Origin of the sequence: Providencia lanzhouensis, assembly GCF_050469745.1 — a bacterium.
GTDB lineage: Bacteria > Pseudomonadota > Gammaproteobacteria > Enterobacterales > Enterobacteriaceae > Providencia > Providencia lanzhouensis.
This window is the reverse complement of the sequence record NZ_CP174123.1, coordinates 1897497-1923466: the sequence shown is the minus strand read 5'-3', so window position 1 is coordinate 1923466 and position 25970 is coordinate 1897497. Positions and strand designations below refer to the sequence as shown.

Below are 25970 nucleotides of genomic sequence, written 5' to 3'. Positions count from 1 at the left end.
CAAAATCCTATACTTAAATGACTCTAGTGGTCAGTGAATTATCATTAATCGTTAGCTTTAACATATCCCCAGAAGCCAATGGTCCCACACCTTCCGGTGTGCCGGTTAAGATAACGTCTCCAGGACGTAGGGTAAAGAAACGGGACATATAGCTAATGAGCGGTAAAACAGGCGTGATCATATCACGGGTCGAGCCAGACTGACGAATCTCGCCGTTGATTTCTAAACTCAGTGACATATTTTGCAGGTCACTGGTACCACTAACGGGAATAAATCCTGAAATTGGACATGAACCATCAAAAGCTTTGCTTTTTTCCCATGGCTGCCCTGCTTTCTTAAATTTCGCCTGTAAATCCCTTAGGGTTAAATCAAGTGCGACTGCATAACCGGCAATTGCACGAGCAACCCTATCTTCATCCGCATTTTTAAGAGGCATACCGATCAAAATCGCCATCTCAACTTCATGGTGAACCGAGCCTAATTCTTTAGGAATAACAATTGGCTGGTTCACATCACACAGGGCAGTTTCCGGTTTAATAAATAAGACAGGTTCCTCAGGTAATGCTGAACCCATTTCTTTAATATGTTTGGCATAGTTACTGCCCACACAAACTACTTTATTGGCAGGGAAATCTAATAAAGCACCTTGCCAGTCGCGATGTTGATACATATCGGTAACTCCTATTATCGTTATTGTATTTTTGCAGCGATACCATCCGCCATCATACAAACACTTAATGCGAAATAATATGAACGATTCCAATGCATAATCGTGCGGAAGTTTTGGGTCACTAAGAACGTTCGACCTTCAGGGTCATCAGGAATAACCACCCATGTTTTTAAATCTGGCGATAGTCGAGAAAATGCAGGTAATTTAACCCCTAATTTTTCCCACTCCTGAACGGTTTTTCCTTGTTCCGTTTTAACCCCTTCTAAGCTACGGTTAAAATCAGCTGGTAGTGAAACTTGATAGCCCCATGGTAATGCAGATTGCCATCCTTCCGTGGATAAATAGTTGGCAACTGAAGCAAAGACATCGGCTTTGTTATTCCAAATGTCCATTTTGCCGTCACCATCGCCATCTGCGGCATAGGATAAATAAGACGTTGGCATAAATTGGCTCTGCCCCATCGCCCCAGCCCATGAACCTTTCAGTTGCTGATCTTCAGGAATATAACCTTTATCCATGATTTCCAAGGCTGCTAATAATTGCTTACTAAACAGTGCTTCACGACGCCCTTCAAAAGAGAGTGTGGCAAGCGCTGAAATTACATCTTCTTTACCCTGTGAACGACCAAAACCACTTTCGAGTCCCCATAAAGAGACAATGTACTGTGGCGGTACACCATATTTCTGGCTAATTGCGTTCAATACCGCTTGGTTTTCATAGTACTTTTCAACACCCGCATTAATGCGAGATTGTGGTAAGACATTTTTTAAATAGCTGGCTAACGTCACTGTTGCGCGTTTTTCAGGTTGCCCTTTATCCGCTTTTACGACACGTTCAAGGAAATAAATGTTAGCAAAGCCACGATCAATCGTAGACTGTTTGATACCTTGAGCCGCAGCATGTTGTTTCAGCAATTCCACATAGGCAGGAAATTGTGAAGGCTCACGTTGTTCAATTGGAAAAGCTTTATCTAGTGCGATAACTTCTTTCTCAATCGCAGCTTCTTGTGCCGTTGTCAGAATTCGAGTTTCGTTTGCTTGAGTTGCAGCTTTTTGGGTTTGCGGAGCACTGCAACTTGCTAAAAGTACACCAGCGACTAAGGTATATAATAACGTTGGCTTCATTTTTATCCTCCTGACGATAATGGCTTTTTAAGGATCATCCTAAATTGTCTTAGTCGTTTAATTCGCGATATTCAGAAAGTAAATTTTCAACCGGAGGTGGAAATTGCAAGTAGTAGCCAACGTCTTGAAGGTCAGCTCGAACTCGCTCAATGTCCGCATTTGCTAGCTTTTCACGTTTATCCAATGAAATTAACATTGAAAACTGTGGTTTGCCAAATTGCTTCAGGAGTTCTTCTGGTACGCGTGAAAAGTCATCTTTCTTTTCGACATATAAATAAGTCTGATCACGGTTCGGGCTTCTATAAATTGCACAAATCATTATATTTAACTCTTTTTCTTAGTTCGTAAGCTTGCTTGAAGTATGCAGTAACTATAACATGCTATTGTTTTACTGAGTATCTTCACCCGAGGATTGTTTCGGAAATTTTAATTTGCTGAGTCTAGATAGATGCCACAATCGCCAATAGAACTTAAAGGCAGCAGTTTTACTCTTTCAGTCATTCACTTACACAGTGAAGAGCCTAAACTCATCAAAAAAGCGCTGCAAGACAAGGTCAATCAGGCTCCTGATTTTCTTAAAAATGCCCCAGTTGTTATTAATGTTGCGGAATTAACTCACCATGCGGATATGTACAGTATCCACAAAGCGATTGTCTCTGCAGGTCTTCGAATTGTGGGTGTCAGCGGCTGTACTGATCCACTGTTAAGACAAAAGATCAATGAAGCGGGCTTACCAGTGCTTATTGAAGGTAAAAGCAAAAAAGCGCCAGAACCATCAACGGATGACGTTACTTTTGCGAAATCGGATATTGCCCCACAACCTGCTCCAATTGAATCTGCTTATCGCAAAACCCGTATTATCAATACGCCTGTTCGTTCAGGTCAGCGTATTTATGCGCCAAATAGTGATCTCATCGTCACAAGTAATGTTAGTGCAGGTGCAGAATTATTAGCAGATGGTAATATTCATATCTATGGCGTTATGAGAGGTCGTGCCCTTGCTGGTGCCTCAGGTGATATGGAAAGCCAGATTTATTGTACTCATTTGCAAGCAGAGCTAGTGTCCATTGCAGGCGAGTATTGGTTGAGCGATCAGATACCTACTGAATTTCTCGCCAAAGCAGCTAAACTTTGTTTAGTTGATAACAAACTTAATATTGAATACTTAAATTAGACCTTATTTACAAGGAATTATTCATGGCACGCATAATTGTTGTTACTTCTGGTAAAGGTGGCGTTGGTAAAACCACTTCAAGCGCGGCCATAGCTACCGGCCTAGCTCAAAAAGGGAAGAAAACCGTAGTTATCGATTTCGATATCGGTCTGCGTAACCTTGACCTAATCATGGGGTGTGAACGTCGAGTAGTCTATGACTTCGTTAACGTTATCCAAGGTGATGCAACTCTTAATCAGGCGTTAATCAAAGATAAACGTACTGAAAACCTTTATATTCTTCCTGCATCACAAACTCGTGATAAAGACGCGCTGACTCGTGAAGGCGTTGAAAAAATTCTTGATGAACTCAGCAACGAAATGGCGTTTGACTTTATTATCTGTGACTCTCCTGCCGGTATTGAAAGTGGTGCATTAATGGCGCTTTATTTTGCTGATGAAGCCATTATCACAACTAACCCAGAAGTTTCTTCTGTTCGTGACTCAGACCGTATTTTAGGGATTTTATCCTCTAAATCTCGCCGAGCAGAACAAGGTCAAGACCCAATTAAAGAACGTTTATTGCTAACTCGCTACAACCCAGGTCGAGTGACTCGTGGTGATATGCTGAGTATGGAAGACGTTTTAGAAATTCTGTGCATTCCATTAGTGGGTGTGATCCCAGAAGATCAGTCTGTTTTACGTTCATCTAACCAAGGTGAACCTGTCATTCTGGACTCTGACTCTGAAGCAGGACAAGCATATAGCGACTGTGTAGAACGTATTTTAGGTGAAGATCGCCCTATGCGTTTCATTGAAGAAGAGAAAAAAGGCTTCTTAAAGCGTCTATTTGGGGGATAAATAATGGCTTTATTGGATTTCTTTCTGTCGAGAAAAAAGACGACAGCAAATATCGCAAAAGAGCGACTGCAGATCATCGTTGCTGAACGTCGCCGCGGTGATAGTGAGCCAGCTTATCTTGCTGATATGAAGCGAGATATTTTGCAAGTTATTTGCAAGTATGTTCAAGTTGACCCAGAAATGTTATCCGTACAATTTGAACAAAAAGATGATGATATTTCTGTTCTCGAATTAAACGTCACCCTTCCTGAAGCGGAAGAAGGTAAAGACGTTAAAGAAGCAAAACCAGCAGAACAGTAATATTGTACAATGCCGCTATATCGCTATATTTATATAACGCCATAGCGGCTTGATTTTGTTAGCGATTTCAGTATTAGTCTAACTTGAAGTTAATTTTTAATATCATTTTTCTGTTCATATTTTCAGGTGGCTTACCGAGTGGCTTGCAACGCTTAATCGCATCCAATATTGCCTGCTCGAAAAATTGGCTCTTTTCTGAATCCACCACTTTCGCATTGACCAACTCACCTTTCTCTGTGACATCAAACTGAACTTGAATATCACCTTGTATACGCATTTTGCGGGCTCGTCGCGGGTACTGTTTATGTCTATCAATTTCCCGTTTGATCTGGTCTAAATAGCGCTGTTTGGCATTGATGCTATTTTCACCATCAGAAAAATGAGCGAGATCACCTTGCTGCCCTGCTGCTAAAGAATTTGCTGTGTTTTCTCCTTCTTTAGCTCTTTGAGTTTGCAAATCATCTCGAAGGCTTTCTTTCTTGGTTTTTTCTTCCGGCTTAGCCTTATTTTTTACAGAACTACGTTTTTCAGATTTCACTTCTTTGGGTGTTCTTTCAGCGACGGTATTTGAGGTATTATCTTGCTGGTTACGCTGCTTGCTGACCTTGATATTGGCGTACTCAAGCTCCTCAATAACATTGAGTTCACCGCCAGTTACCGATTGGCTTTCTTGGGGGATGCTCACTTGTTGCTCAACTAAAAACTGGGTTAACGCGACGGTCACTACTGGCGAAATTAACGGTGCTGTCATTTTGAATGACAATGAATTGAATGCAAAAAAACAGAAATAAATAATGGTGCCGTGTAATAAGCCAGAAAGCGGTAATCCATAATAAATTCGAAAATAATTCATGGCGATATTCCTAATCAGCCCCAGCAAATGTGCTTTGCTGGGGCTGAGCCTTAGAAGTGACTGGTCACACTTAAACGAAGGGATCTCCCCGGTGCTGGCATCATGCTACGTGTCAGCGGGTCAATGTAATATTCGTTTAATACGTTAGAGGCTAACAATTCCACTAACAGGTTCTTATTCACTTGGTAGGTAACATAAGCATCCGTGACAAATACCGCATTCCAACTCATCGGGTTATTGTTTAAAGGTGCATAAGAAGGACCAAACTTGCTCGCCATCTGTGCTTCATCTTTATTCTCTGTTTTGGCGTGATACCTTACGCGCCCACCAACTTCCATACTTTCATTAAAGAAACGCATTCCTAAGTTAGTGTGAATGCTGTACTTAGGTTGTAACTGGGTTCGAAGATAACCATTCGGAAAACCGCCTTCAGTACAGATTGATCCTTTGTACTTGTTCAACGGGTCTAAATGAACCATCGAAGCATCATCACAGACTTCATTTTTCAGCCGGAAATCTACCCCTAAATCCCCAAAGAAACGCCCATTATCATAGCGGGCTAACACTTCTAATCCGGCGGTTCGGTGCTGATCCATTTGCGCAAAAACTAACTTGCCATCACGATCAAACGCATTATCGATAATATTATGGTAATAATTGATTCTAAAATCGGCAGCATTTTCTGCTTTCAACCAACTTTGCAAATTACGTACATAACCGATTTCAAAAGTATGGCTGCGCTCTGGCTTAAAGGGCCGCGTTCTTATGGCGCTATCACCCGCACCAGAAAACCCAATGGTATCTTCAAAAATACTTGGCATTCTAACGGTTTCAGCATAACGAGCAAAAACACGATCATTTTCTGAAAGGTAAATTGATCCTCCCAGTGATGGGCTCCACGCGGAATTAATACGTTTACCTGGGTTTTTATACTTTTCGTTCTCACTGACTGAAATATAGTCCCATTCTTTATTTGGAGCGCGATAGGCTATGATTGCTTTCACTTTTTTCTGGCTAATCGGGTCAATTACTTCTTCTGTGAGGTCAATTTCCCCATTATAGAATGGGTTATTCTCCACTGTCAGCTTGCCGTCTTCATCCACTCGCCATTTGATATAGTCGAATCCGGTAATACGGAATCCCTCATACTCTTCATGGATTGTAGAATAGTGTTCGGCTTTTTTTAGGGAATACTTAGGAAGTGATAATGCTTCTGCGACAAACCACTCAATTCTAGAAGTACCAATGCTATAGTCATGCCAATTGCCAACCTTATCGTAGCCATCAAAAGTACGCCCTTTGTTATCCACATACTCTCTCACTTTACGCGCTTCCTCTTCAGTAAATGGTCTCGAATACTCGAAATTCATAGCTTGCTGAATTCGATGCACAGCAAATCGTGAGTCTTTGACTTTTAATCGACGTTCTCTTAATAAATCTCGTGACCAATAGTTTTGGTACTGTAGACCCGCATTTACATTTAACCAATCCGTGGGGCGCCAATCCAGTTTAATTGCTCCGCTGTATTCTTGACGCTTACCTTCTCGTGGAATAGCTCTAAAAACATTACGTTTAGGAATTTCTGCATTTGGCGCATATAAATCCTCATGACTATTAATTCTTTCATGGATAAAATTGCCAATAAACGTAATATCAAAATTAGGAGTTAACTGTGATTTATTCGATAAAGAAATACCTTGTCGGTCATTAAGTTGATTTAATTTAATGGCATCCACCAATTTTCCGTTCATATAAGGATTTTTGCCATTAATTTCAATTGTCCAATCTTCCTCTAATGGTTGCCTAGGAGCACCACCCGCCGTATTGGAATTTAAATCTGTTTTTGTTAGCCAATAACTCAATTTAAAATCCAATAATGACTGGTCGTTGGGCTTAAATCCATAATTTGCATAGAAAGAACTTAAGCTAATATTGGCTAAAGGCCATTGAGGAATTTCACCAGCCAAATCATGAAAACGAATTTGTGAAGGCATAATTTCCCCGTAATGGCTTTTTGTGTGTACATAACCAAGGGATATTTTTTGTGATTCAGAGAGCTGCAAATTTATTTTTTGAAGAAAGGTTTCGATATTACTGGAGGTATTACCCACTTCTTTGGTTGGCAAGTAAACATTGGCAACAAAAGGGATATTAGGATCTAACGTTTTTTCTGAGTATTTATTGTCTCGAGGAATAATTGGTTCTCGGAAATAGTTTGCGCCATGACGCCCCGCAAAATAATTACCTTGGTTTCGGTGGCTATATGCAAATAACAAGTCGAATTTATCTTGCCGTAACCCCAGAGCTACTCGCATAGCACTATCTTTTAAATTAAAAAAATTTGAACTTCCCGGTTGATCCGGCTCAACTGAAACTTCCGGATCTCGAAACATCATCAATGACATTCTTTCATCATATTTTTTAAAACTGTCCATTAACTGAAAATCATCACGGTAATCCGTACCTAAATGCAGTTGGTTAATTCTTGGTTTGGTTGAGTTAGTCCGTGTTTCTAATTTAAAATCTATTGCGAAGCGTTCATCGAATGGCACAACATCATCAATACTGAGAGTCTTAACCGCAACGCCGCCACCAACTGAAGTACGAATATCACGGTCTAACATTGGGCTTTTTACTACGGTAATACTACTGATCATGTTAGGGTCTACATAATTTCGGTTATTAGCCCCGTTGTAGCCACGCCACACTGTGATGGCTTGTTCTGTACCATCTACTGTGACGGGTACGCGCCCTTGCCCTTGAATACCGCGAACATTCGGGTCTAATGCACCGCTATTGCGCGCATCCCCGCTATACACACCAATACCGTGGTTAAGAACATCTGCGGGATTCGTTCCTTTGTAACGTTCTACCGCTTCTTTACTTATATAAATATTGGATTCATCTTTATCATATTGGTCATCCGCACCTTTTTGGTCACGTAGCTTAATAGTATCTGTTCTATCTTTTACCTGTATATTGCCCACCTGTTCCCTTGAGCTGGCATAAGACGAAAGTGAAATGATACCCATCGTTAACCCTGTGGCAATTTTCATTGCCACCACTGCTGTTACTTTCATACTAAATCTCAATACGAACTAAAACGTTTTACTTAAATTTAAACCCACTTCGCTTTTATTATAGGAATAGCTTATTTTTGCACTGCTATCATTGAATTTGTAATTAACATAGAGTGTTGGAGTTAATGATAAAAACTTGTGTCCTAATAGGATTATTTGGCTATTTAACGCCCATGACTCATCGTGTCGCTTTGTATTAAGTGCACTGTCAAAATCAAAAAACGTATGATTACTACTTGTTAATTTATTGACTAACTTATTCGAGCTAAATACATTGATTGAGCCCACAGTTAACCCTGACACTTGATAACTGTCACTTTTATATTGCTCAATGTTTTTACCACCATATAAATTTGAAAATAAGCTCCATTGTGGATTGACCGAATAAATTGCCGTTATACTATAATTAATATCATAACCTGATCGCGATACTCGTTTCCCAAAGAAAGCTTGATTTTTATACGTTAGATTGGATAGCAAATAAAGCTTATTACTAGGGGAGTATGCCCCTGTAATGCTCGCGCCGACACTGTAATGGTCAAACAAATGCCCTCGCCAATTAATATCTACAATCGGTGAAAAAGCGATCTTTTTATTCCCATAAAGATACTGATAGCTTACTGATGAATAACTTGAAAAACGCCTTTTTACTGAGCGATGTGGGTATTCCCATACGTATCCACCAAGGCTGGCCAACAGTGAATGTCCTCGATTCTGCCAAAGGACTTTATTGGCATTTCCTGAAAAGCCATACACCAAACCGGATTTGATTTCGCTACCTTGCATGCACCACATCGAATTACATTGCTGTTCCTTGTTACCGTGAGCCTCGGTATAGTTTGTGTCATACTTTAAATCCGCATTGAAATTTCCCTGCCAATTAGCTCGATTTTCTAATGCTGTAATTTCACTGTCTATCTGTTTTATTCGCTCTTCAGGTAAACTTACTCGATATTTATTCTTTATTTTTCCGTATAAAACTAATGCTTCACGATAATAACTATTCTTTATATAGATATGAGCCAATTTCATTTCAGCAAATACTGAATCAGGGCTTCCATTAACCATTTTTAAATAAAATTTAAGCGCCAATGGGTAATCACCATTAAAATAGGCTCTCTCCGCTGAAATATAATCCACCATACCTTTGTCATGATTTTTATCATTTAGATATTCAGGTAATATTTCATCGATTTTTTGGAATTTCTGCCGATTGACTAAATCATAAAGAATAAAACCAAGGTCGTCGACATTTTTGTTTATTTTAAGTGGAATTATATTTAAGGATTTACTTCTTGTGTTATTTATTTCAGTTAAAAATCCAATTATTTGTTCATATTGTTGTTGCCCATAATTTTGCTTAGAAAATGAATTCACAGAGAACAATAATAGAATTAATACCTCAATCTTGCTGATTATTTTTTTCATCCGTCTTCCTTTTTCTTCTTCCATAACAATACAGGTAGGCAAAATAACTTTTGCCTACCTGATAACAACGATATTGCTAAACAAAGAGTGTTAAATAAAGAAATTACTCTTCGGTTTGGCTACCACCAAAGGCAGTGTCATATTCATGATTACTGTTAAACACCGCGATACCCGCCACATGCTCTGCATTCTCACCAAAGAAGCGACCATAGTTCATACCCGTTACGGTATCATTGGCAACTGCCGAACCAGAGAATGAACCCGCATCTTGAATTTTACCTTCAAGTGCAATTTTTAGATTTTGACCCTGTAATGAACCTGTATAGCCCTTATCACCAAAGTCGGCTTCAAATGTACCAGAGAGTTGTTTCTCTCCATCATATTGGTTGATACCAGCAATGGTGTAAGTGGCTTTACCTTCAGTTGGTACAGCTGTTGTCGCATCTTTTCCAGAAAAGAAAGCGGTATGTTTGGCATCGTCCTCCTCTCCAGTTTGTGACCAATCTCCATAATAGATTTCAGCATCCGCGATTTTGGAGAACTGGAATTTCCCCATATCAATATTACCGTGCGGAGTTCTAGGAAGAACATAGACGTTGCCCTCTTTTGGGAACATGATCATTTTAGTTAAGCCAGAAAATGATATTCGTTTCCCTTCGGATTTATAACGATAGCCAACGCCAGGTGAGCCTTCCTCACCACCAAACGGCCCATGGGCTACTTGAGTTTCCCCTATTGTTATATCCGATCTTTCTGTCTCATACGTTTGGCTCTGCGCGGATTCCGTTACCGCACTCGCATAAGCAGATACACCCGCCAAAATAGCAATTAATGTAACTTTAGTGCTTTTATTCATAAGTTATTTCCTTATATATAAATAAGAAATTAAAAGGAGATGATGCTTCTTACTTTTTACTTGGTACTCTTAGACGTATTTGTAGGCCCACAAACTGGAAATGATTTTATGAGAATGAGTTTTATTTACAAATAGAGATTTTATAATTCAATTAAAAATCATTGTATTAGAATGATTTTTTTCTTTTTATTTTTCAATAAACTATAAAATAACCCTCCCCCTACAAATGTTAATCATCGCTGTAATGGGTTATTTTAAGTCTGGTTTTTATTTATATTTCAAATTTTTTAAGAGTAATTACAGAATTGAAATGCATTAAATAGTGTCATTAATGCCAAAGTGCAGTGTTATTTTTAGATTAGTGCTAAATAATAATCTTTATTATTTAAAGAAGAATAAGTATTTAATATTGGCGGGATGAGAATAAAGCTTATTGATATGAATAACAAATTACCCAAGAAAAAAAGTGTTTTAGAAATGGTATAAAGGCACAAAATTATCGCTATTTTGTACCTTTATCATAATTACGCTTGGCTAAGTAATCGGGTTAATGGCGCTTCTAGTAACCGGCCTCGCCAACCAGCAAGCAGTTCAGGCTGACATGATTTCTCTTTTAGCCCCCAATGCACCGCTAATAACTGGTTAATTTGTCGACGAGATGCCAATAACTCTGGGTTGAATTTTTCATTCTCGGCGATTTCTTTCACCACCCCTTTGATCTCTTTAAAAATGCTTTTGTATTGGCTCTGCTCAGTAATATTAGCAACGGGTGCAGGATACTGGCTGGCGTCCAGTTTCTTCGCATCTTCGACAATACTTAATAAACGACGACCATGGCAGCGAATTTCTTGTCCAGATAACCCAAGGGCATCCAGTTCACCTAAAGAGCTCGGTAAATAGCGCGCTACTTTCCACAGATTTTCTTCTTTAATTACAAAATTGATCGCCATATCCCGTGCTTTTGCTTGATCCAAACGCCATGCCGCCAGCAACTGTAAGCAAGCAAGTTGTTCATCGCGTAATTGCCATGCATTCGTGATATTTAAGTAGGCTTTTTCAGGTTTGACTGTTTTTTGGCGGCGAGCAACCACACGCTGACACTCGTCTTGGGCATCGGCCAAATAGCCAGCTTCCGTCACTTTTTCCATCAGAATTTTAGCCAGCGGCAATAAATAAAGCACATCCGCCATCGCATAATCACACTGCTTTGAACTTAAAGGACGGGCAAGCCAGTCTGTTCGAGATTCGCTTTTATCTAACTCAACTCCCAAATGTTCTGCCACTAACGTCGCAAAGCCACAGGAAATAGGATAACCCAAAAATGCCGCTACGATTTGGGTATCTATCATCAGTTCAGGCACACAACCAAAATCATGCATAAACACTTCTAAGTCTTCACTGCCTGCATGTAAAAATTTCAATTGGTTTGGATTGGTTAACAATGCCTTAAATGGGCTAAAATCCGTCATTAATAGCGGATCAATCAGTGAAACCTGTTTCCCATCATACAACTGCAATAAGCCCAGCTGTGGGTAATAGGTTCTAGTGCGAACAAACTCAGTATCTAATGCTAACCACGGCGCATCACTGGCCTCTTGGCAGACTTGGGCTAATTCGCTATCTGTTGTGACTAAACGGTAATTCAAAACAAGTTTCTCTTTATTATAATTTGGTTAAGTGTATCTGACTGACACAGTAACGCCGGTAAAAACCGGCGTTACACACATTGCTTTTGTTAATTCACCAGCTAGTTGGCTATGACGGTGATTTTTCTCGTTCTTGCTGCTCTTCGGCTCGTAATTCTTTTCGTAGAATTTTTCCTACGTTAGATTTCGGCAACTCATCACGAAACTCAAAAATTTTCGGGACTTTATACGCCGTTAGCGAACGGCGGCAGAATGTTTTTAGATCTGCTGCGGTCAGCGCTGAATTTTTGGTAACCACAAAAACCTTCACCGCTTCCCCAGTACTTTCGCTTGGCACCCCAATTGCAGCACATTCGATAACATCAGGATGCATGGAAATAACATCTTCGATTTCATTTGGATAGACATTAAAACCAGAGACAATAATCATATCTTTTTTGCGATCAACAATACGAATATAGCCTTCGTCATCTATTTCTGCGATATCGCCAGTCGCTAACCAACCATCGATAAGCACTTCACTGGTCGAATCAGGGCGATTCCAATATCCTTTCATCACCTGCGGGCCTTTTACCCACATTTCCCCAGGAGTACCATGAGGAACTTCATGCCCATCATCATCTAAAAACTTCACATCGGTTGATGGAACAGGTATCCCGATACTACCACTATAAGCGGTTAAATTATATGGGTTACCAGAAACTAATGGCGAACATTCCGTTAAGCCATAACCTTCGAGTAAATGCCGCCCCGTCAGCGCTTGCCACTTCTGAGCAACCGCTTTATGGACAGGCATTCCGCCTCCAACAGACAGCCTTAAACGGGAAAAATCAAGCTTCTGAAACTCAGGGTTTTGCAACCATGCATTAAAGAGCGTGTTAACACCCGTGATCGAGGTAAATGGATAGCGGGATAATTGTTTCACCGTATCTGGCACATCTCGCGGGTTGGTGATAAGCAGATTCACGCCACCCACACTGATAAACAATAAGCAGTTTACGGTCAGCGCAAAGACGTGATAAAGCGGCAGTGCCGTTACCACATATTCATGCCCAAAATGTAAAACAGGACCATACGCAGCTTTAGCTTGGGCGATATTCGCAAGCATATTACGATGCGTTAACATCGCACCTTTGGCTACCCCAGTCGTACCACCGGTATATTGTAAGAATGCTAAATCTTCGCCAATAATATTCGGCTTGATATATTGCATTCGATAGCCTTGATGCATAGCGCGACGAAACGAAATGGCATCCGGCAAATTGTATTTTGGAACCAACCGTTTTACATATTTCACCACAAAATCCACAATTGTGGCTTTCGGGCGCGGTAGCTGATCCCCTAAGCGGGTTAAAATAACGTGTTTAACTTTGGTATTAAAAACGATTTTTTCTAATGTATGTGCAAAGTTAGAAACGATGACAATCGCTGTCGTCCCGCTATCATTTAACTGATGTTCTAACTCTCGCGGGGTATACAGTGGGTTAACATTAACCGCTACCATACCCGCACGTAGGATCCCAAACAGTGCAATAGGATACTGCAACAAGTTTGGCATCATTAAAGCAACTCGGTCACCTTTTTTAAGACCCAATCCATTTTGTAGGTATGCGGCAAATGCGCGGCTTCTCTCTTCAAGTTTACGGTAGGTCATCACTGCGCCCATATTAATGAACGCTGGTTGATCCGCATATTGAGAAACGGCGTTTTCAAGTAACTCTGCTAATGACGCGAAGTCATCAGGACTTATTTCTTCAGGTACATCAGCAGGATAGTTTTTTAGCCAGATTTTTTCCAAAATGTTACTCCTGAATTTAGTGAGTTATTATTTTACACAACCCTTTAACAAATTATTAACTCATTGTACCAGTTTGAAAATTAGACAATGTTAAGGTTGAGAGCTATATCACTAAATAAATTTCATTCCTTCGAGATAAAAATAAGGCGGTCAATGCCGCCCTATCAACTTATGATTAATTCACCAGAACTTTAGTCTGCTTATAACCTGTAATTATACACTGTTGGCAGGAATTTTTGGAGAATTAAGCGATTAATAGTCCACTCATGCTCAGTATTTTTATAAAAAAAATCCTAGCTTAACTAGGATTTTTAGCAGAATAATACTATTGCTTAATCTTCCGTTAAATACGTCTGTACTTGAGCCGGCCCCACTGGATACCCATAGCCCCATCCCCAAGGATGATTATAGTAATATGGGGAGCCATAATACCCGTACCCCCATGGACCCGCAGGCGGTGGCATCATCACGCTTTGTGCAATGCTCCAACGTTGGAAGCCTGTGACATTCATTGTCACATATTGATAAGGTACCTCTCCGATTTTCCCTGCTTGTTCTCCAGTTATGTTACCCACAACAGTGACATAGCGGTTTTTAAAATCGTTTGGCTCAACAAACCCGTTAATATAAGCGTAGATTCGACCAAGCGATGCGGAGTTTAATTCAGGCGCAGCGTCATATTTATTTAACGTCATGACGGCTATCTCAATCCGCGTTCTTTTCGGCTCATTAAAGACAGATAACACTTTACCGCCAAAACGCGCTTCTTGACCAATATACATCTCCGGCGCATTTTGCACCGACTTAAGATTATCTGCAGGATTAGGTACTGATCCCTTAATAGACTGAGGGATAGATACGCAACCTGCCAGCGCTAATATGCCCGCAAGTAATAGAGTTTTCATTGCCGAGCGGTAGCTAAATTGAATTTTCATTTACCACCTCCAATTAGCAGTCATTATAAAGTGAGATAGTACGTATTAAAACTGCTGGTATTCCTTATCACATTATATGTGCAATCCAATTTTTATTAACGCTTATTTATTCAATAATAGCTCAATTAAACACCGATTCTATATCTTAGATTAAAAAAATAGCTATCGGTTTTACCCTGATAGCTATTTTTTCATTCGAAAAAAATCATGCTGATTCTATTTATTCGCGACCCGGTAATTTTTTCCAAGTCACTTCATTACGCAAATAAGTCGGTTCGACATTCTCAACCGCAGTCACTTTACCTGCTAGCCACAGCTGCTCAGCAATTGGCAGCATATCTTGCGCTGCAGGTAACGTGATTAGGCTGTCACTTAAGGACAAGCCTTCTAATAATTCAGGATAAGCAGCCCAGCCCGTTCCTGCATGACTCCATTGCCCTTCTAATTCAGTGAATTTTAATTTGAAATCAGCAGGAAGCATCACAGCTTCAGTTTCTTCACCTACCCAAAAACCCTGCTCATCGCGTTGATATTGCGCACAATATATTTCGGACATTCGAGCATCAATCGCCACCAACACACGGGAACTATTCGTTGTTCGATATACACCTTGTGCCAGCGTCATCAGCGAGGAAACACCGATCATGGGTAAATCGGCGCCCAGAGCTAAGCCTTGAGCAATGCCCACACCAATTCGAACCCCAGTAAAACTACCCGGTCCACGCCCAAATGCTAATGCATCTAATTGATTAAGTTTAATGCCTGCTTGCGCTAATACTTCTTCTACCATCGGTAATACTTTTTGAGTATGTTCGCGAGGAGAGATTGCAAAACGCGAAATAATTTCACCGTCGCACAGTAATGCAACAGAACAAGCTTCAGTGGCTGTATCAACAGCTAGAATACGACTCGACATGCCTAAACTCCGGCAAATATTAGGTTTTTTGTTGTCGCCTTATGACGGCAACCTGAAAGATGGGCGGTATCTTAACATAAACCGCCCACAGGATTGCATAAAATTAGTGTTTCTCAATCGCTTCCGCGCGCTTAGTTGCCAAAAATTCAATCGCTTTATTCAGATCTCGCGTACGAGGCGAAGGTGGTAAACTTCGCAAAAACACCTCTCCATAAGGGCGAGTCACGAGCCGATTGTCACAAATCACAATCACGCCGTAATCTTTAGTATCACGGATCAAGCGTCCCACCCCTTGCTTTAATGTGATGACGGCATCGGGCAGTTGAACATCGGTAAATGGGTCTCCCCCTCGAAGTTCACAGTCTTCAATACGAGCACGCAATAACGGGTCATCCGGCGCGGTAAACGGGAGTTTATCGATGATCACGCAGGTCAGTTCATCGCCCCGAACATCAACTCCTTCCCAGAAACTGCTCGTAGCGACCAAAACGGCATTTCCTGCCGCAATAAACTGTGCCAGCAATTTATTTTTACTGCTTTCCCCCTGCATAAGCACAGGCAATGTCAGCGACGCTTTAAACTCTTCAGCTAATTCCCTCATCATTAAATGAGAGGTACATAAAAAGAAGCATCGACCTCGGTTTTTTTCAATTAACGGGCGTAACATATTGGCAAGCTTTTGAGCGCTCCCCCGTTGATTAGGCTCCGGTAAAAAGCGAGGCACACACAGCAAAGTTTGGCTTTCATAATCAAACGGGCTTGCGAGCAATAATGTTTTCGCAGAGCTGAGACCTAAGCGGTCAGTAAAGTGGCTCAGTTTTTCGTTAACAGAAAGGGTTGCTGACGTGAACACCCAACTAGCCGGTGTACTAGCAATCATTTCACTGAATTTATCCGCGACAGTGAGTGGTGTTAAGGCTAATAAAAAGTGACGTCCGTAGCTCTCAAACCAGTAACTATAACCCGGTATGGTGACATCCTTTAAGCGGTTAAGACGGTTGCGGTAAATCGTCACGCGCTCAAAAATAGAATCCAAACTTTGGGAACGCCCTAATGACGTTTTGATGACTTCATAACAGAGTTCCAGTGCATCATCCAGTAGCGTTAACGCTCGCTGAACTTCGGATAACTTCAGTAATTCCCGTAAATTCCCTCTAAAGCTGTTTTCCCCTAAGTTAAGGCGAAAATCCAGTGTGCTTTGCGTCAGTCGATCGGCACTTTTTTGCAATTGAGCTTGGTCTTTTAGTTCTGTACGATACGTCATTATCATATCGCGAGCTAAATCTAACAGTTGCCGGCTACTGAGTTGCTGACCAAAATATTGGCTTGCAATATCAGGGATTTGATGGGCTTCATCGAAAATCATCACATCCGCTTGGGGGATCAACTCCCCAAAACCTGTATCTTTCACCACTCTGTCAGCCATAAAAAGATGGTGGTTAACGACCACCACATCTGCATCAAGGGCTTTACGACGCGCTTTGAGTACAAAGCACTCTTGGTAGCGGGGGCAATCACTGCCTAAACAGTTATCGTTGGTACTCGTGACTAACGGCCAAACGGGGCTATCTTCAGCAATATCATGGCAAGTACTGGTATCCCCCAGTTCTGATTCGATGGACCAACTGCGTAATCTGACAACCGCTGAGAGGATCTCGGGTTCAAGGCTACCTCCACCAAGGGATTGCTGATCTAACCTTTCAAGACACAGATAATTTGAACGCCCTTTTAGAAGCGCCGTTTTACCCGTGTAGTTCATCGCATCGATAATCGTAGGTAGATCTCGGTGATAAAGCTGGTCTTGTAGTGCTTTCGACCCTGTAGAGACAATCACTTTTTTGCCACTTCGTAATGCAGGGACGAGATAAGCGTAGGTTTTCCCTGTTCCTGTACCCGCTTCAGCCACCAGCACATGCTGCTGCTCAATAGATTGAGTAACCGCGTCAGACATGGTGACCTGCGCAGCTCGAGGTTGGAAACCGGGAATTGTTTTTGCTAGAAAGCCATCTGCTGAAAAGTCGTTAGACACTACGAACCTATATTGCTTACTGTTGATGAGCACACTTTACCATGAGTTCAAGATGGCTGCTGAGCTAATTATCGTTTCATCAATGAACTGATTTTCATCATAGTAGCAAACTGATATCCTTTGTTAGCATTGATAATAAGGAACAATTATGACTATTGAACGCATTGACCCAGATACCCGTTGGTCTGAAGCTGTTATCCACAACAACGTGGTCTATTACACTAGCGTCCCAGAAAAACTGGATGGCGACATTATTATTCAAACCGCAGATACCTTAGCCGCTATTGATGTCATGTTAGGCCGAGTGGGTTCAGATAAAAGCAAAATTTTAGATGCGACTATCTTCCTTGCAGATAAAGCGGATTTTGCTGGCATGAACCAAGCGTGGGATGCATGGGTTGTTGCGGGTAGCGCACCTGTTCGTTGCACTGTTCAAGCGGCTCTGATGAAGCCTGAATATAAAGTTGAGATCAAAATCGTTGCGGCGATTGATTAGTCTTGATTGATACTTGAAAAAGAACATCAGCTTAATGCCGTCACTTGAATTGAGCGGCATTATTTTTTAACGTGATGTTTTGACCTTTTATTTTCTCACTTCTCTTACTTCTTTTCTGTCTCACTACATACCATAGCATGACGATAGTAGCTAATTTTTGGCTCCTATTTTACAGATCTATTTGATTTATTTATTGAAAGTAAAAAAATGTATTATTTAGTGCCTTACTGTTTGCCCATCTTCTTTTTTCATCTCAAATGAAAAGCCATTCCATCATAAATCAATCTATCGCGGAAACTACTGTGTGGAGTTACTATCATTACATCATTCATGATATTTCCTTTCTATGAGGCATAAAAATGAATATATTTATTAAATAAAATAAAAACCAATCCCATGTAATATATAAAATATAACAACCTTCATTATAAAAATGTAAACATTATCTTTATTGCTGACTTTTAAAAATAAACATACCTTTTCAGTCATTCCATCTAAAATATGATAGATATAAATAAATTTTCTACTCTGAAGGATTTTATGCCTTTTTTCATAAAAATGAATTAATACAATAAAGAGAGTCTAATTTTTCTCAAAAACTAGTGAATACTGTAGTAAATTCATTTTTGGAAATGACGTCGTGATTGAATTGTAAAATAGCCACTACAGCTAGTGTCTTTATAATTAATAGATATATCAGAAAGTTGAGTAGACTGAGCTATTGAGATGCTATAATCCACACTTAAACGCCCTTGGTAACCTTTAATTGTTGCGTTACCTTGCCCATAGGCTGCCTAATGGCGGCCATTCAAAAAATAAATAGAGATAAAATTATTTTCATTAACGAATGAATAACCATATATTATTCTATGAAAATTAGTTCAATATTTTAAATATATTACTTCACTGAAAGTATTAATTTTAGATGTAATTATATATTGAAAAGCTATTAGTACTATATTGTAGAATAAACACTAATAGCTTTAAGAATTGTATTGTCCGTTACGACATTTTAATCAGCACCATACCGATAAGTAAGAGGACTAACCCACCCCAGCCTTTATAGTTTAGGCGTTGATTAAACAGGATCCAGCCAGCAGCAACTGTGGCGATTAAACCGAATGCTCCCCATAATGCATAAGCGACTGACAGTTCAATTCCCTTCACTGCCTGCGCCAGTGCACTAAATGCCCCTAATACGGCGATGAGAGACAAAATTCCTAACCAATAACGTCTAAAACCATCTGACATTTTTAAAAATACGTTGGCAAGAATTTCCAGTACCACTGCGAGGATCAAAAATGCCGCATGCCACCATTCAAATTGACTGGCCATACTACACCTCCGATTTAGCGGTCTTTGTCACTAAAGCTCGGGCTTTGGCGGAATCAACCGCATTTTTTGCAGCTTGTTTTACTTTCTGAGCTGATTGGCTAACAGTCGCTTTTTTGGTGCCTGATTTGATCAATGCAATACCTGTGATCAGGAAAACTAATCCACCAACTTTCATTGGTGACAGTGATTCTCCAAACCACAATACGCTGAACGTCGTAATTAGCAGAACACCAACACCTTCCCACATAGCGTAAGCAACACCCAGTGCCACTTTTTTTACCGCAACCGCCAGTAAAATATAGGAAGTCGCAATCATCACATACATCACAGCCATACCAGTGAAATCACCGCTTACACTGGCATGTTTCATTGATAACGTACCAATGACCTCAGTCACGATAGCTAATGCTAAAAATATCCAATAAATCATTATAGTATCCCTCTAGATACAGCTTCGCCATAGCCTGTTTTTTGAACAAGACAGAAAGGCAATTAGCTTAATGGCTAAGCTTTAAGCTGTTTAAAATTCAAATAAAAATAAAAGAGTGCTGATTTTATTCAGCGAATTGAATAATCTAGAAGGACGCTATAATGCGCCACACCAGTGATACTCACTGGAAAGAATAGCGGAAAGGAAAAGCTTGTGTGTTGATCTTCTTTGGGACTTACTGATCTTTATGCTAGTCACGCTAAGCATGATATCTCATTCATTTCATCGGATGGACATCCATCCAAGTTACTCCGAACCCTCATATAATTGTTAGTTTCAAGCTATTTCTACCACGCCAAAATTATTAAGTCAATGAATACAAACGCTTTTTGAATCCATCATATTTATGCATAAATATTCATTAATATGCTAAGCAATACAGTGCCAGCGTCTATTTTGCGAATAATTCTGTAATTTTCCTCGCATTTATTTTTAGAGGATCTGAGCAAAAAAAAATTTTTTTACCCTTTTTTATGCTGCTAACATCCCATTCAATATGAATTTTTTCGGTTACGATTGACAATTAACGCCAACACGCTTCTTATCGTGTTATCCGTTAGAAAATAGCAATAATGAACACCAAATAAGAGAGAGTCATGGATACCTTTACGCTAACGTCAAATAGCTTTCAAAACGCCGCCGATGCCACCCCGCTTCCTTATGATGTTGTCTCCATTCAATCACAAGTTGTCTATGGCAGTGTGGGTAATAGCATCGCTGTCCCCGCATTGACCAAACAAGGATTACGCGTTGCTGCAGTTCCCACCGTTATTCTAAGCAACACGCCCCACTATGCCACTTGTTATGGTGGAGAATTACCCGGTGAATGGTTTCGTGGCTATTTACAAGGCTTTGTTGAACGTGGCAGTTTAAACAGCATTAAAGCCATTTTGACGGGTTATTTAGGTTCCCCAGATAAAGCTCACGACCTTGCAAATTGGCTTGGCTCTGTGCGCGAGCAACACCCTAAAATGCCTGTCATTGTCGACCCTGTCATGGGAGATGAAGATAGTGGCTTTTATATTCCTCCAGCGATAGCTGATGTTTATCGTCATGAAGTCATTCCACTCGCGACAGGGATTATCCCGAACAAATTTGAACTTTCCACACTCAGCGGGCAAGAGATAAACAATCTAGACGATGCCACCCGTGCAGCGCGTTCGTTACTCAAAGGTCACACGCAGTGGGTCATCATTACGAGCGCTTTCCAACCTGATGAGGAAAGCATTGAAGTGGTTTGTGTGACTAAACAGGATGTCGCCGTTATTCGCCATAAACGTTACCCTGTCACACCCAAGGGCACTGGAGACCTATTCGGCGCTGAGCTTACCGCTCAATTATTAGCCGGATTATCGGTTCCTGATGCAGCCAAAATGGCGTGTTTACGTATCGAGCAAGGCATCATTCATATGGCCGCTACGGGGCGTAGTGAGTTAGTGCTATAGCCTTTCTAGCTATGTATTTATGACATACAATAAAGCCCAGTCAGATGACTGGGCTTTCATTACAACTCAAGAAAAATCACTCAAACTCATTCCACGAACGTCCATCGCGAGCAATCATTGCCACTGAAGCGATAGGACCCCATGTTCCTGCTTGGTACGGCTTAGGCGCGTCGTTATCCATGGCCCACGCTTCCATAATGGAATCGACCCACTTCCACGCTTCTTCCACTTCATCACGACGTACAAACAATGCCTGAATACCACGCATAGCTTCTAATAATAAACGCTCGTAAGCATCCGCAAGATGCGTTTGGTTGAAGGTTTCGGAGAAACTCAAGTCCAGTTTAGTGGTCTGTAAACGGTGTTTATGATCCAAGCCTGGCGCCTTGTTCATAATTTCAATATCGATCCCTTCATCTGGCTGTAGACGAATGGTCAATTTGTTTTGTGGTAAATCTTGATAGCTTTCAGAGAAAATATTCAGTGCCGGCTTTTTAAAATAGACCACAACTTCTGAACATTTTGCAGGTAAACGCTTACCAGTGCGCAGGTAGAATGGAACGCCTGCCCAACGCCAATCATCAATATCTACACGTAAAGCCACAAAAGACTCGGTCTGGCTCTGCTTATTCGCGCCTTCTTCTTCTAAGTAGCCTGGTACTTTTTTGCCTTGTACAAAGCCCGCAGTATATTGACCGCGTACGGCTTTCTCACGAACGTTTGTGTGGTCAATGCGGCGTAAAGAACGCAGCACTTTCACTTTTTCATCACGAATACGGTCAGTGGTTAAGTCTGCCGGAGGTGACATGGCGATCATCGTTAAGATCTGCAGCAAATGGTTTTGCACCATATCACGCATCTGACCTGCTTGGTCAAAGTAACCCCAACGACCTTCGATACCGACTTCTTCCGCAACGGTGATCTGCACATGGTCAATAGTGCGATTGTCCCAGTTATTAATAAATAGTGAATTCGCAAAACGCAGTGCCAGAAGGTTTAAAACCGTTTCTTTACCTAAATAGTGGTCAATTCGGTAAACTTGACTTTCATCGAAATACTTAGCCACTTCATTGTTGATCTGCTGAGATGAAGCTAAATCTGTACCTAATGGTTTTTCCATGACCACGCGGTTAGGTTGTTTGTTCAACCCTGCGTGACCCAGCCCATGACACATTTCACCAAATGTGCTTGGTGGCATTGCAAAATAGTGGATAGCGGGTTGTGTATCTTGCTTAAGCATATCGGCTAAACGAACGAAGTTATCCGTTTCACTGACATCTAAATTGCAGAAATCTAAGCGTGCGCTTAAACGCTCCCACAACGCCGAATCTAGCTCTTCTTTCAAAAAATCATTTAATGCTTTATGCACAAATTCTACATAATCGTTCCGTTCCCATTGGGCACGACCAACGCCGATAATACGAGTATCTGGATGGATATAACCTGCTTTTTCCAATTGATACAGTGATGGAAGTAACTTGCGACGTGCTAGGTCACCTTTAGTGCCGAAAATAATCAGGTCACAAGCTTGAGCAGCATTATGTACCGCCATGTTGGTTCTCCTCAATCTGCGGAATTTAGAAACTATCTGATTAGAGCCCAAAGAAAATAAGGGAATACTTCACTCTAATGAGATAGGTTCTGAATGTCGTTTTTATAAAAATACAATCGGTTGCCTGCTAATGTACCCGTTTGCTACTGCCCAGTAAATATTGATGACGCTGGTCACAGTTTTTATGCTGAAAAATACAGCATACCCAGACATCAATAAAATTTTTTATCACTGAATGCTTCCAGCTTTGTTGGAAAATCACGGTTTATGTAGTGAGTTTACTAAGTTGAAAATTAGATACGGGTCATATTTTCGTAAAAAAAGCCATAAGTTACGCTCAGTGCATAGATAGCTTACAACCAACACGTAGTATATTTTCAGTCATATCCAGATGTTAATGCCACCATACTCTGATGGCAGAAATATTTCTCCTTTTGCTGAAATAGGCACTTTTGCTATATGAATATTTTAGAACAAATGAAAACTAGCCTCGATTTTTTGAGCAAATCAGAAAAAAAAGTGGCTGAGGTCATTTTAGGAATGCCCCAAAGTGCTATTCATCTTAGTATAGCGGCGTTAGCCCAACTGGCTGACGTCAGCGAGCCTACCGTCAACCGATTTTGCCGAAAAATGGAAACCAAAGGGTTTCCTGACTTTAAATTAAAACTGGCTCAAAATCTTGCCAATGGCACGCCATACGTTAATCGCCATATCGAAGAGACTGACACCGTCAATACTTATACTCACAAAATTTTCGAGTCGGCGATGGCAGGGTTAGACAATGTCAAACATACCCTCGATACGCATGCCATTAATCGCGCAGTTGATTTACTCACTCAAGCTCGGAAAATCAGTTTTTTTGGGTTTGGTGCTTCTGCGGCGGTAGCCCACGATGCGATGAATAAATTTTTCCGTTTTAATATTCCAGTCATATATTTTGATGATATTGTCATGCAACGCATGAGCTGCATCAATAGTAGCGAGGGGGATGTGATTGTGTTGATTTCTCACACTGGACGCACAAAAGCCTTAGTCGATATGGCACAACTCGCTCGCCAGAATGATGCGACGGTCATCGCAATTACCTCCGAAGGTTCTCCTCTCGCCAAAGAAGCCAGCTTATCGATTATTATTGATGTCCCTGAAGATACGGACATGTACATGCCAATGGTCTCCAGAATGGCGCAGCTTGCCGTCATTGATGTATTAACCACCGGATTTACTTTGCGTCGAGGCGAAAAATTTAGAGATAACTTGAAACGGGTCAAAGAAGCGTTACGCGATTCGCGGTTTGATAATGTCTGAAAGATGGAAATGACAATGTTAAAAGAGGTTTCTTAAGTCTACCGGGCCCAAAGAGTTTTTATTCTCCCGATGGCTTTAAGAAATTTGCTGTATATAATAGCTGTGCTCGTGTCAGCACCCCTATTTGCAGTAAATAGGTTTCGAAATGGAGTGAAATGGTTTCACTTATATTTGTACCATTACAGGTCACGGAGTAATACATGTCTAGACGGCTTAGAAGAACTAAAATTGTTACAACCCTTGGTCCAGCAACCGATCGTGATAATAATCTAGAAAAAATTATCAATGCTGGGGCTAACGTTGTTCGCCTTAACTTCTCTCACGGAACTCCTGAAGACCACATGGCGCGCGCAAATAAAGTGCGTGAAATAGCGGCTCGATTAGGGCGTCACGTCGCTATTCTTGGGGATCTACAAGGTCCGAAAATTCGTGTTTCTACTTTTAAAGACGGTAAAGTTTTCCTCAATGTTGGTGATAAATTCACGCTGGATGCCTCATTAGGTAAAGGTGAAGGCGACCAGCATAAAGTGGGTATCGACTATAAAGGTCTACCTGCTGACGTCGTACCTGGCGATATTCTCCTACTGGATGATGGTCGCGTACAGTTAAAGGTTCGTGAAGTTCAAGGTTTGCAAGTCTACACGGAAGTGACTGTCGGCGGACAACTTTCCAACAATAAAGGCATTAATAAACTCGGTGGTGGCTTGTCCGCAGAAGCGCTGACAGAAAAAGACAAAGCCGACATTATTACCGCCGCAAAAATCAATGTGGATTTCTTGGCTGTCTCTTTCCCGCGTTCAGGTGAAGATCTGGATTATGCTCGCCGTTTAGCACGTGATGCAGGTTGCGAATGCCAAATAGTCGCCAAAGTTGAACGTGCAGAAGCAGTCGCAACTGACGACATCATGGACGAAGTGATCCTTGCATCTGATGTGGTGATGGTTGCCCGTGGTGACTTAGGGGTTGAAATTGGTGACCCTGAACTGGTTGCAGTACAAAAGAAATTAATTCGTCGTTCCCGTCAATTGAACCGCGTGGTTATCACGGCAACTCAAATGATGGAATCCATGATCACCAACCCAATGCCAACCCGTGCAGAAGTGATGGATGTGGCTAACGCTGTCTTAGACGGAACCGATGCGGTGATGCTATCCGCAGAAACCGCCGCAGGACAGTATCCAGCAGAAACGGTCGCCGCCATGGCGCAAGTCTGTTTTGGTGCGGAAAAAATGCCAGGTCTGAATATTTCGAAACACCGTTTAGATGCTGAATTCGAAAGTTCCGAAGATGCGATTGCGATGTCAACCATGTACGCCGCCAACCACCTAAAAGGCGTTAAAGCGATCATCGCGATGACTGAATCAGGCCGTACCGCACGTATTATGTCGCGCATTAGCTCTGGCTTGCCAATTTTCGCGATGTCTCGCCATGAAAAAACATTGAACCAATGTTCACTGTACCGGGGTGTTACCCCTGTATTTTGCAGCACGCATACTGATGGTATTGCAGCAGCAAGTGAAGCCATCGCACGTTTACGTGATAATGGCTACTTGATGGTTGGAGATACAGTTATCGTGACTCAAGGTGACCAAATGGGCACCATCGGTAGCACCAATACCTGCCGTATTTTAGTGGTTGAATAATAATTTTATCGCTAATGATAATGTAAGCGTTCAATTCATCGAGGGAGCTTAGGCTC

Annotated in this window: 22 protein-coding genes; 7 read left to right on the top strand and 15 right to left on the bottom strand. The window is 41.1% G+C overall.

The window, feature by feature from the left end; translation table 11 throughout:
* Positions 1-13: 13 nt before the first annotated feature.
* From ACIH2S_RS09080 to ACIH2S_RS09070, 3 genes are read right to left on the bottom strand one after another with little or no spacing between them, the layout of a single operon-like run.
* Positions 14-670, bottom strand: coding sequence for a fumarylacetoacetate hydrolase family protein (locus ACIH2S_RS09080; RefSeq protein WP_036948193.1), 657 nt, complete (start codon positions 668-670; stop codon positions 14-16).
* Between the two features lie 20 nt (positions 671-690).
* Complete coding sequence (locus ACIH2S_RS09075) at positions 691-1794, bottom strand: lytic murein transglycosylase (RefSeq protein WP_036948195.1); 1104 nt, start codon at positions 1792-1794, stop codon at positions 691-693.
* A gap of 49 nt (positions 1795-1843) precedes the next feature.
* On the bottom strand, positions 1844-2113 hold the full coding sequence (locus tag ACIH2S_RS09070) for a YcgL domain-containing protein (RefSeq protein ID WP_036948197.1): 270 nt from the start codon (positions 2111-2113) through the stop codon (positions 1844-1846).
* A gap of 129 nt (positions 2114-2242) precedes the next feature.
* On the opposite strand from ACIH2S_RS09070, the gene minC reads away from it, so the two are divergent.
* From minC to minE, 3 genes are read left to right on the top strand one after another with little or no spacing between them, the layout of a single operon-like run.
* The gene (gene minC / locus ACIH2S_RS09065; protein WP_036948199.1) at positions 2243-2968 is read left to right on the top strand and encodes a septum site-determining protein MinC; all 726 of its coding nucleotides are present in this window, start codon (positions 2243-2245) and stop codon (positions 2966-2968) included.
* 23 nt (positions 2969-2991) lie between these two features.
* Complete coding sequence (gene minD / locus ACIH2S_RS09060; protein WP_036948201.1) at positions 2992-3807, top strand: septum site-determining protein MinD; 816 nt, start codon at positions 2992-2994, stop codon at positions 3805-3807.
* 3 nt (positions 3808-3810) lie between these two features.
* Complete coding sequence (gene minE / locus ACIH2S_RS09055) at positions 3811-4107, top strand: cell division topological specificity factor MinE (RefSeq protein ID WP_036948203.1); 297 nt, start codon at positions 3811-3813, stop codon at positions 4105-4107.
* 73 nt (positions 4108-4180) lie between these two features.
* Here the strand turns inward: minE and ACIH2S_RS09050 are convergent, their stop codons facing one another.
* The 9 genes from ACIH2S_RS09050 to ACIH2S_RS09010 form a co-directional block, all read right to left on the bottom strand.
* Positions 4181-4960, bottom strand: coding sequence for a TonB family protein (locus ACIH2S_RS09050; RefSeq protein WP_430248514.1), 780 nt, complete (start codon positions 4958-4960; stop codon positions 4181-4183).
* 50 nt (positions 4961-5010) lie between these two features.
* Positions 5011-8040 (bottom strand): TonB-dependent receptor domain-containing protein, encoded by a 3030-nt coding sequence (locus tag ACIH2S_RS09045; RefSeq protein WP_349487802.1) that lies wholly within the window; start codon positions 8038-8040, stop codon positions 5011-5013.
* Between the two features lie 18 nt (positions 8041-8058).
* The gene (locus ACIH2S_RS09040; protein ID WP_430248512.1) at positions 8059-9468 is read right to left on the bottom strand and encodes a surface lipoprotein assembly modifier; all 1410 of its coding nucleotides are present in this window, start codon (positions 9466-9468) and stop codon (positions 8059-8061) included.
* Positions 9469-9571: 103 nt separating this feature from the next.
* On the bottom strand, positions 9572-10324 hold the full coding sequence (locus tag ACIH2S_RS09035) for a Slam-dependent surface lipoprotein (RefSeq protein WP_349487800.1): 753 nt from the start codon (positions 10322-10324) through the stop codon (positions 9572-9574).
* Between the two features lie 524 nt (positions 10325-10848).
* Positions 10849-11970: a ribonuclease D gene (rnd, locus tag ACIH2S_RS09030; RefSeq protein ID WP_349487799.1), complete on the bottom strand. Its 1122-nt coding sequence runs from the start codon at positions 11968-11970 to the stop codon at positions 10849-10851.
* 109 nt (positions 11971-12079) lie between these two features.
* A complete protein-coding gene (gene fadD / locus ACIH2S_RS09025; protein ID WP_108478180.1) occupies positions 12080-13768 on the bottom strand; it encodes a long-chain-fatty-acid--CoA ligase FadD in 1689 nt (562 codons plus the stop codon).
* Between the two features lie 332 nt (positions 13769-14100).
* Positions 14101-14703 (bottom strand): Slp family lipoprotein, encoded by a 603-nt coding sequence (locus tag ACIH2S_RS09020; RefSeq protein WP_036948218.1) that lies wholly within the window; start codon positions 14701-14703, stop codon positions 14101-14103.
* 220 nt (positions 14704-14923) lie between these two features.
* Complete coding sequence (gene tsaB, locus ACIH2S_RS09015; RefSeq protein WP_108478182.1) at positions 14924-15619, bottom strand: tRNA (adenosine(37)-N6)-threonylcarbamoyltransferase complex dimerization subunit type 1 TsaB; 696 nt, start codon at positions 15617-15619, stop codon at positions 14924-14926.
* Positions 15620-15722: 103 nt separating this feature from the next.
* A complete protein-coding gene (locus ACIH2S_RS09010; protein ID WP_036948222.1) occupies positions 15723-17648 on the bottom strand; it encodes an ATP-dependent DNA helicase in 1926 nt (641 codons plus the stop codon).
* Positions 17649-17796: 148 nt separating this feature from the next.
* On the opposite strand from ACIH2S_RS09010, the gene ACIH2S_RS09005 reads away from it, so the two are divergent.
* Entirely contained in the window at positions 17797-18144 is a 348-nt protein-coding gene (locus ACIH2S_RS09005; RefSeq protein WP_036948225.1) for a RidA family protein, read from the top strand.
* A gap of 1002 nt (positions 18145-19146) precedes the next feature.
* On the opposite strand, the gene mdtI is transcribed toward ACIH2S_RS09005, so the two are convergent.
* Both mdtI and mdtJ read right to left on the bottom strand, forming a co-directional pair.
* Complete coding sequence (gene mdtI / locus ACIH2S_RS09000; protein WP_036948232.1) at positions 19147-19479, bottom strand: multidrug/spermidine efflux SMR transporter subunit MdtI; 333 nt, start codon at positions 19477-19479, stop codon at positions 19147-19149.
* Between the two features lies 1 nt (position 19480).
* On the bottom strand, positions 19481-19909 hold the full coding sequence (gene mdtJ / locus ACIH2S_RS08995; protein WP_036948234.1) for a multidrug/spermidine efflux SMR transporter subunit MdtJ: 429 nt from the start codon (positions 19907-19909) through the stop codon (positions 19481-19483).
* Positions 19910-20565: 656 nt separating this feature from the next.
* Here mdtJ and pdxK point away from each other — a divergent pair.
* Positions 20566-21414: a pyridoxine/pyridoxal/pyridoxamine kinase gene (gene pdxK, locus ACIH2S_RS08990; RefSeq protein WP_108478183.1), complete on the top strand. Its 849-nt coding sequence runs from the start codon at positions 20566-20568 to the stop codon at positions 21412-21414.
* Positions 21415-21490: 76 nt separating this feature from the next.
* On the opposite strand, the gene zwf is transcribed toward pdxK, so the two are convergent.
* Positions 21491-22966, bottom strand: coding sequence for a glucose-6-phosphate dehydrogenase (gene zwf, locus ACIH2S_RS08985; protein ID WP_036948242.1), 1476 nt, complete (start codon positions 22964-22966; stop codon positions 21491-21493).
* 459 nt (positions 22967-23425) lie between these two features.
* Between zwf and ACIH2S_RS08980 the strand changes: the two genes are divergently transcribed.
* Together ACIH2S_RS08980 and pyk are read left to right on the top strand one after the other, a co-directional pair.
* Positions 23426-24271 (top strand): MurR/RpiR family transcriptional regulator, encoded by an 846-nt coding sequence (locus ACIH2S_RS08980; protein ID WP_036948244.1) that lies wholly within the window; start codon positions 23426-23428, stop codon positions 24269-24271.
* A 200-nt stretch (positions 24272-24471) separates the two neighbouring features.
* On the top strand, positions 24472-25914 hold the full coding sequence (gene pyk, locus ACIH2S_RS08975) for a pyruvate kinase (protein WP_108478184.1): 1443 nt from the start codon (positions 24472-24474) through the stop codon (positions 25912-25914).
* Positions 25915-25970 lie beyond the last annotated feature (56 nt).

Coding starts and splice junctions, on each gene's coding strand:
- ACIH2S_RS09045 (WP_349487802.1), bottom strand. CDS start 8,040: ATGAAAGTAACAGCAGTGGTGGCAATGAAAATTGCCACAGGGTTAACG.
- pyk (WP_108478184.1), top strand. CDS start 24,472: ATGTCTAGACGGCTTAGAAGAACTAAAATTGTTACAACCCTTGGTCCA.
- ACIH2S_RS09050 (WP_430248514.1), bottom strand. CDS start 4,960: ATGAATTATTTTCGAATTTATTATGGATTACCGCTTTCTGGCTTATTA.
- ACIH2S_RS09040 (WP_430248512.1), bottom strand. CDS start 9,468: ATGAAAAAAATAATCAGCAAGATTGAGGTATTAATTCTATTATTGTTC.
- mdtI (WP_036948232.1), bottom strand. CDS start 19,479: ATGGCCAGTCAATTTGAATGGTGGCATGCGGCATTTTTGATCCTCGCA.
- minC (WP_036948199.1), top strand. CDS start 2,243: ATGCCACAATCGCCAATAGAACTTAAAGGCAGCAGTTTTACTCTTTCA.
- tsaB (WP_108478182.1), bottom strand. CDS start 15,619: ATGTCGAGTCGTATTCTAGCTGTTGATACAGCCACTGAAGCTTGTTCT.
- minD (WP_036948201.1), top strand. CDS start 2,992: ATGGCACGCATAATTGTTGTTACTTCTGGTAAAGGTGGCGTTGGTAAA.
- pdxK (WP_108478183.1), top strand. CDS start 20,566: ATGGATACCTTTACGCTAACGTCAAATAGCTTTCAAAACGCCGCCGAT.
- ACIH2S_RS09005 (WP_036948225.1), top strand. CDS start 17,797: ATGACTATTGAACGCATTGACCCAGATACCCGTTGGTCTGAAGCTGTT.
- ACIH2S_RS09075 (WP_036948195.1), bottom strand. CDS start 1,794: ATGAAGCCAACGTTATTATATACCTTAGTCGCTGGTGTACTTTTAGCA.
- ACIH2S_RS09035 (WP_349487800.1), bottom strand. CDS start 10,324: ATGAATAAAAGCACTAAAGTTACATTAATTGCTATTTTGGCGGGTGTA.
- ACIH2S_RS09080 (WP_036948193.1), bottom strand. CDS start 670: ATGTATCAACATCGCGACTGGCAAGGTGCTTTATTAGATTTCCCTGCC.
- zwf (WP_036948242.1), bottom strand. CDS start 22,966: ATGGCGGTACATAATGCTGCTCAAGCTTGTGACCTGATTATTTTCGGC.
- ACIH2S_RS09070 (WP_036948197.1), bottom strand. CDS start 2,113: ATGATTTGTGCAATTTATAGAAGCCCGAACCGTGATCAGACTTATTTA.
- minE (WP_036948203.1), top strand. CDS start 3,811: ATGGCTTTATTGGATTTCTTTCTGTCGAGAAAAAAGACGACAGCAAAT.
- mdtJ (WP_036948234.1), bottom strand. CDS start 19,909: ATGATTTATTGGATATTTTTAGCATTAGCTATCGTGACTGAGGTCATT.
- ACIH2S_RS08980 (WP_036948244.1), top strand. CDS start 23,426: ATGAATATTTTAGAACAAATGAAAACTAGCCTCGATTTTTTGAGCAAA.
- ACIH2S_RS09020 (WP_036948218.1), bottom strand. CDS start 14,703: ATGAAAATTCAATTTAGCTACCGCTCGGCAATGAAAACTCTATTACTT.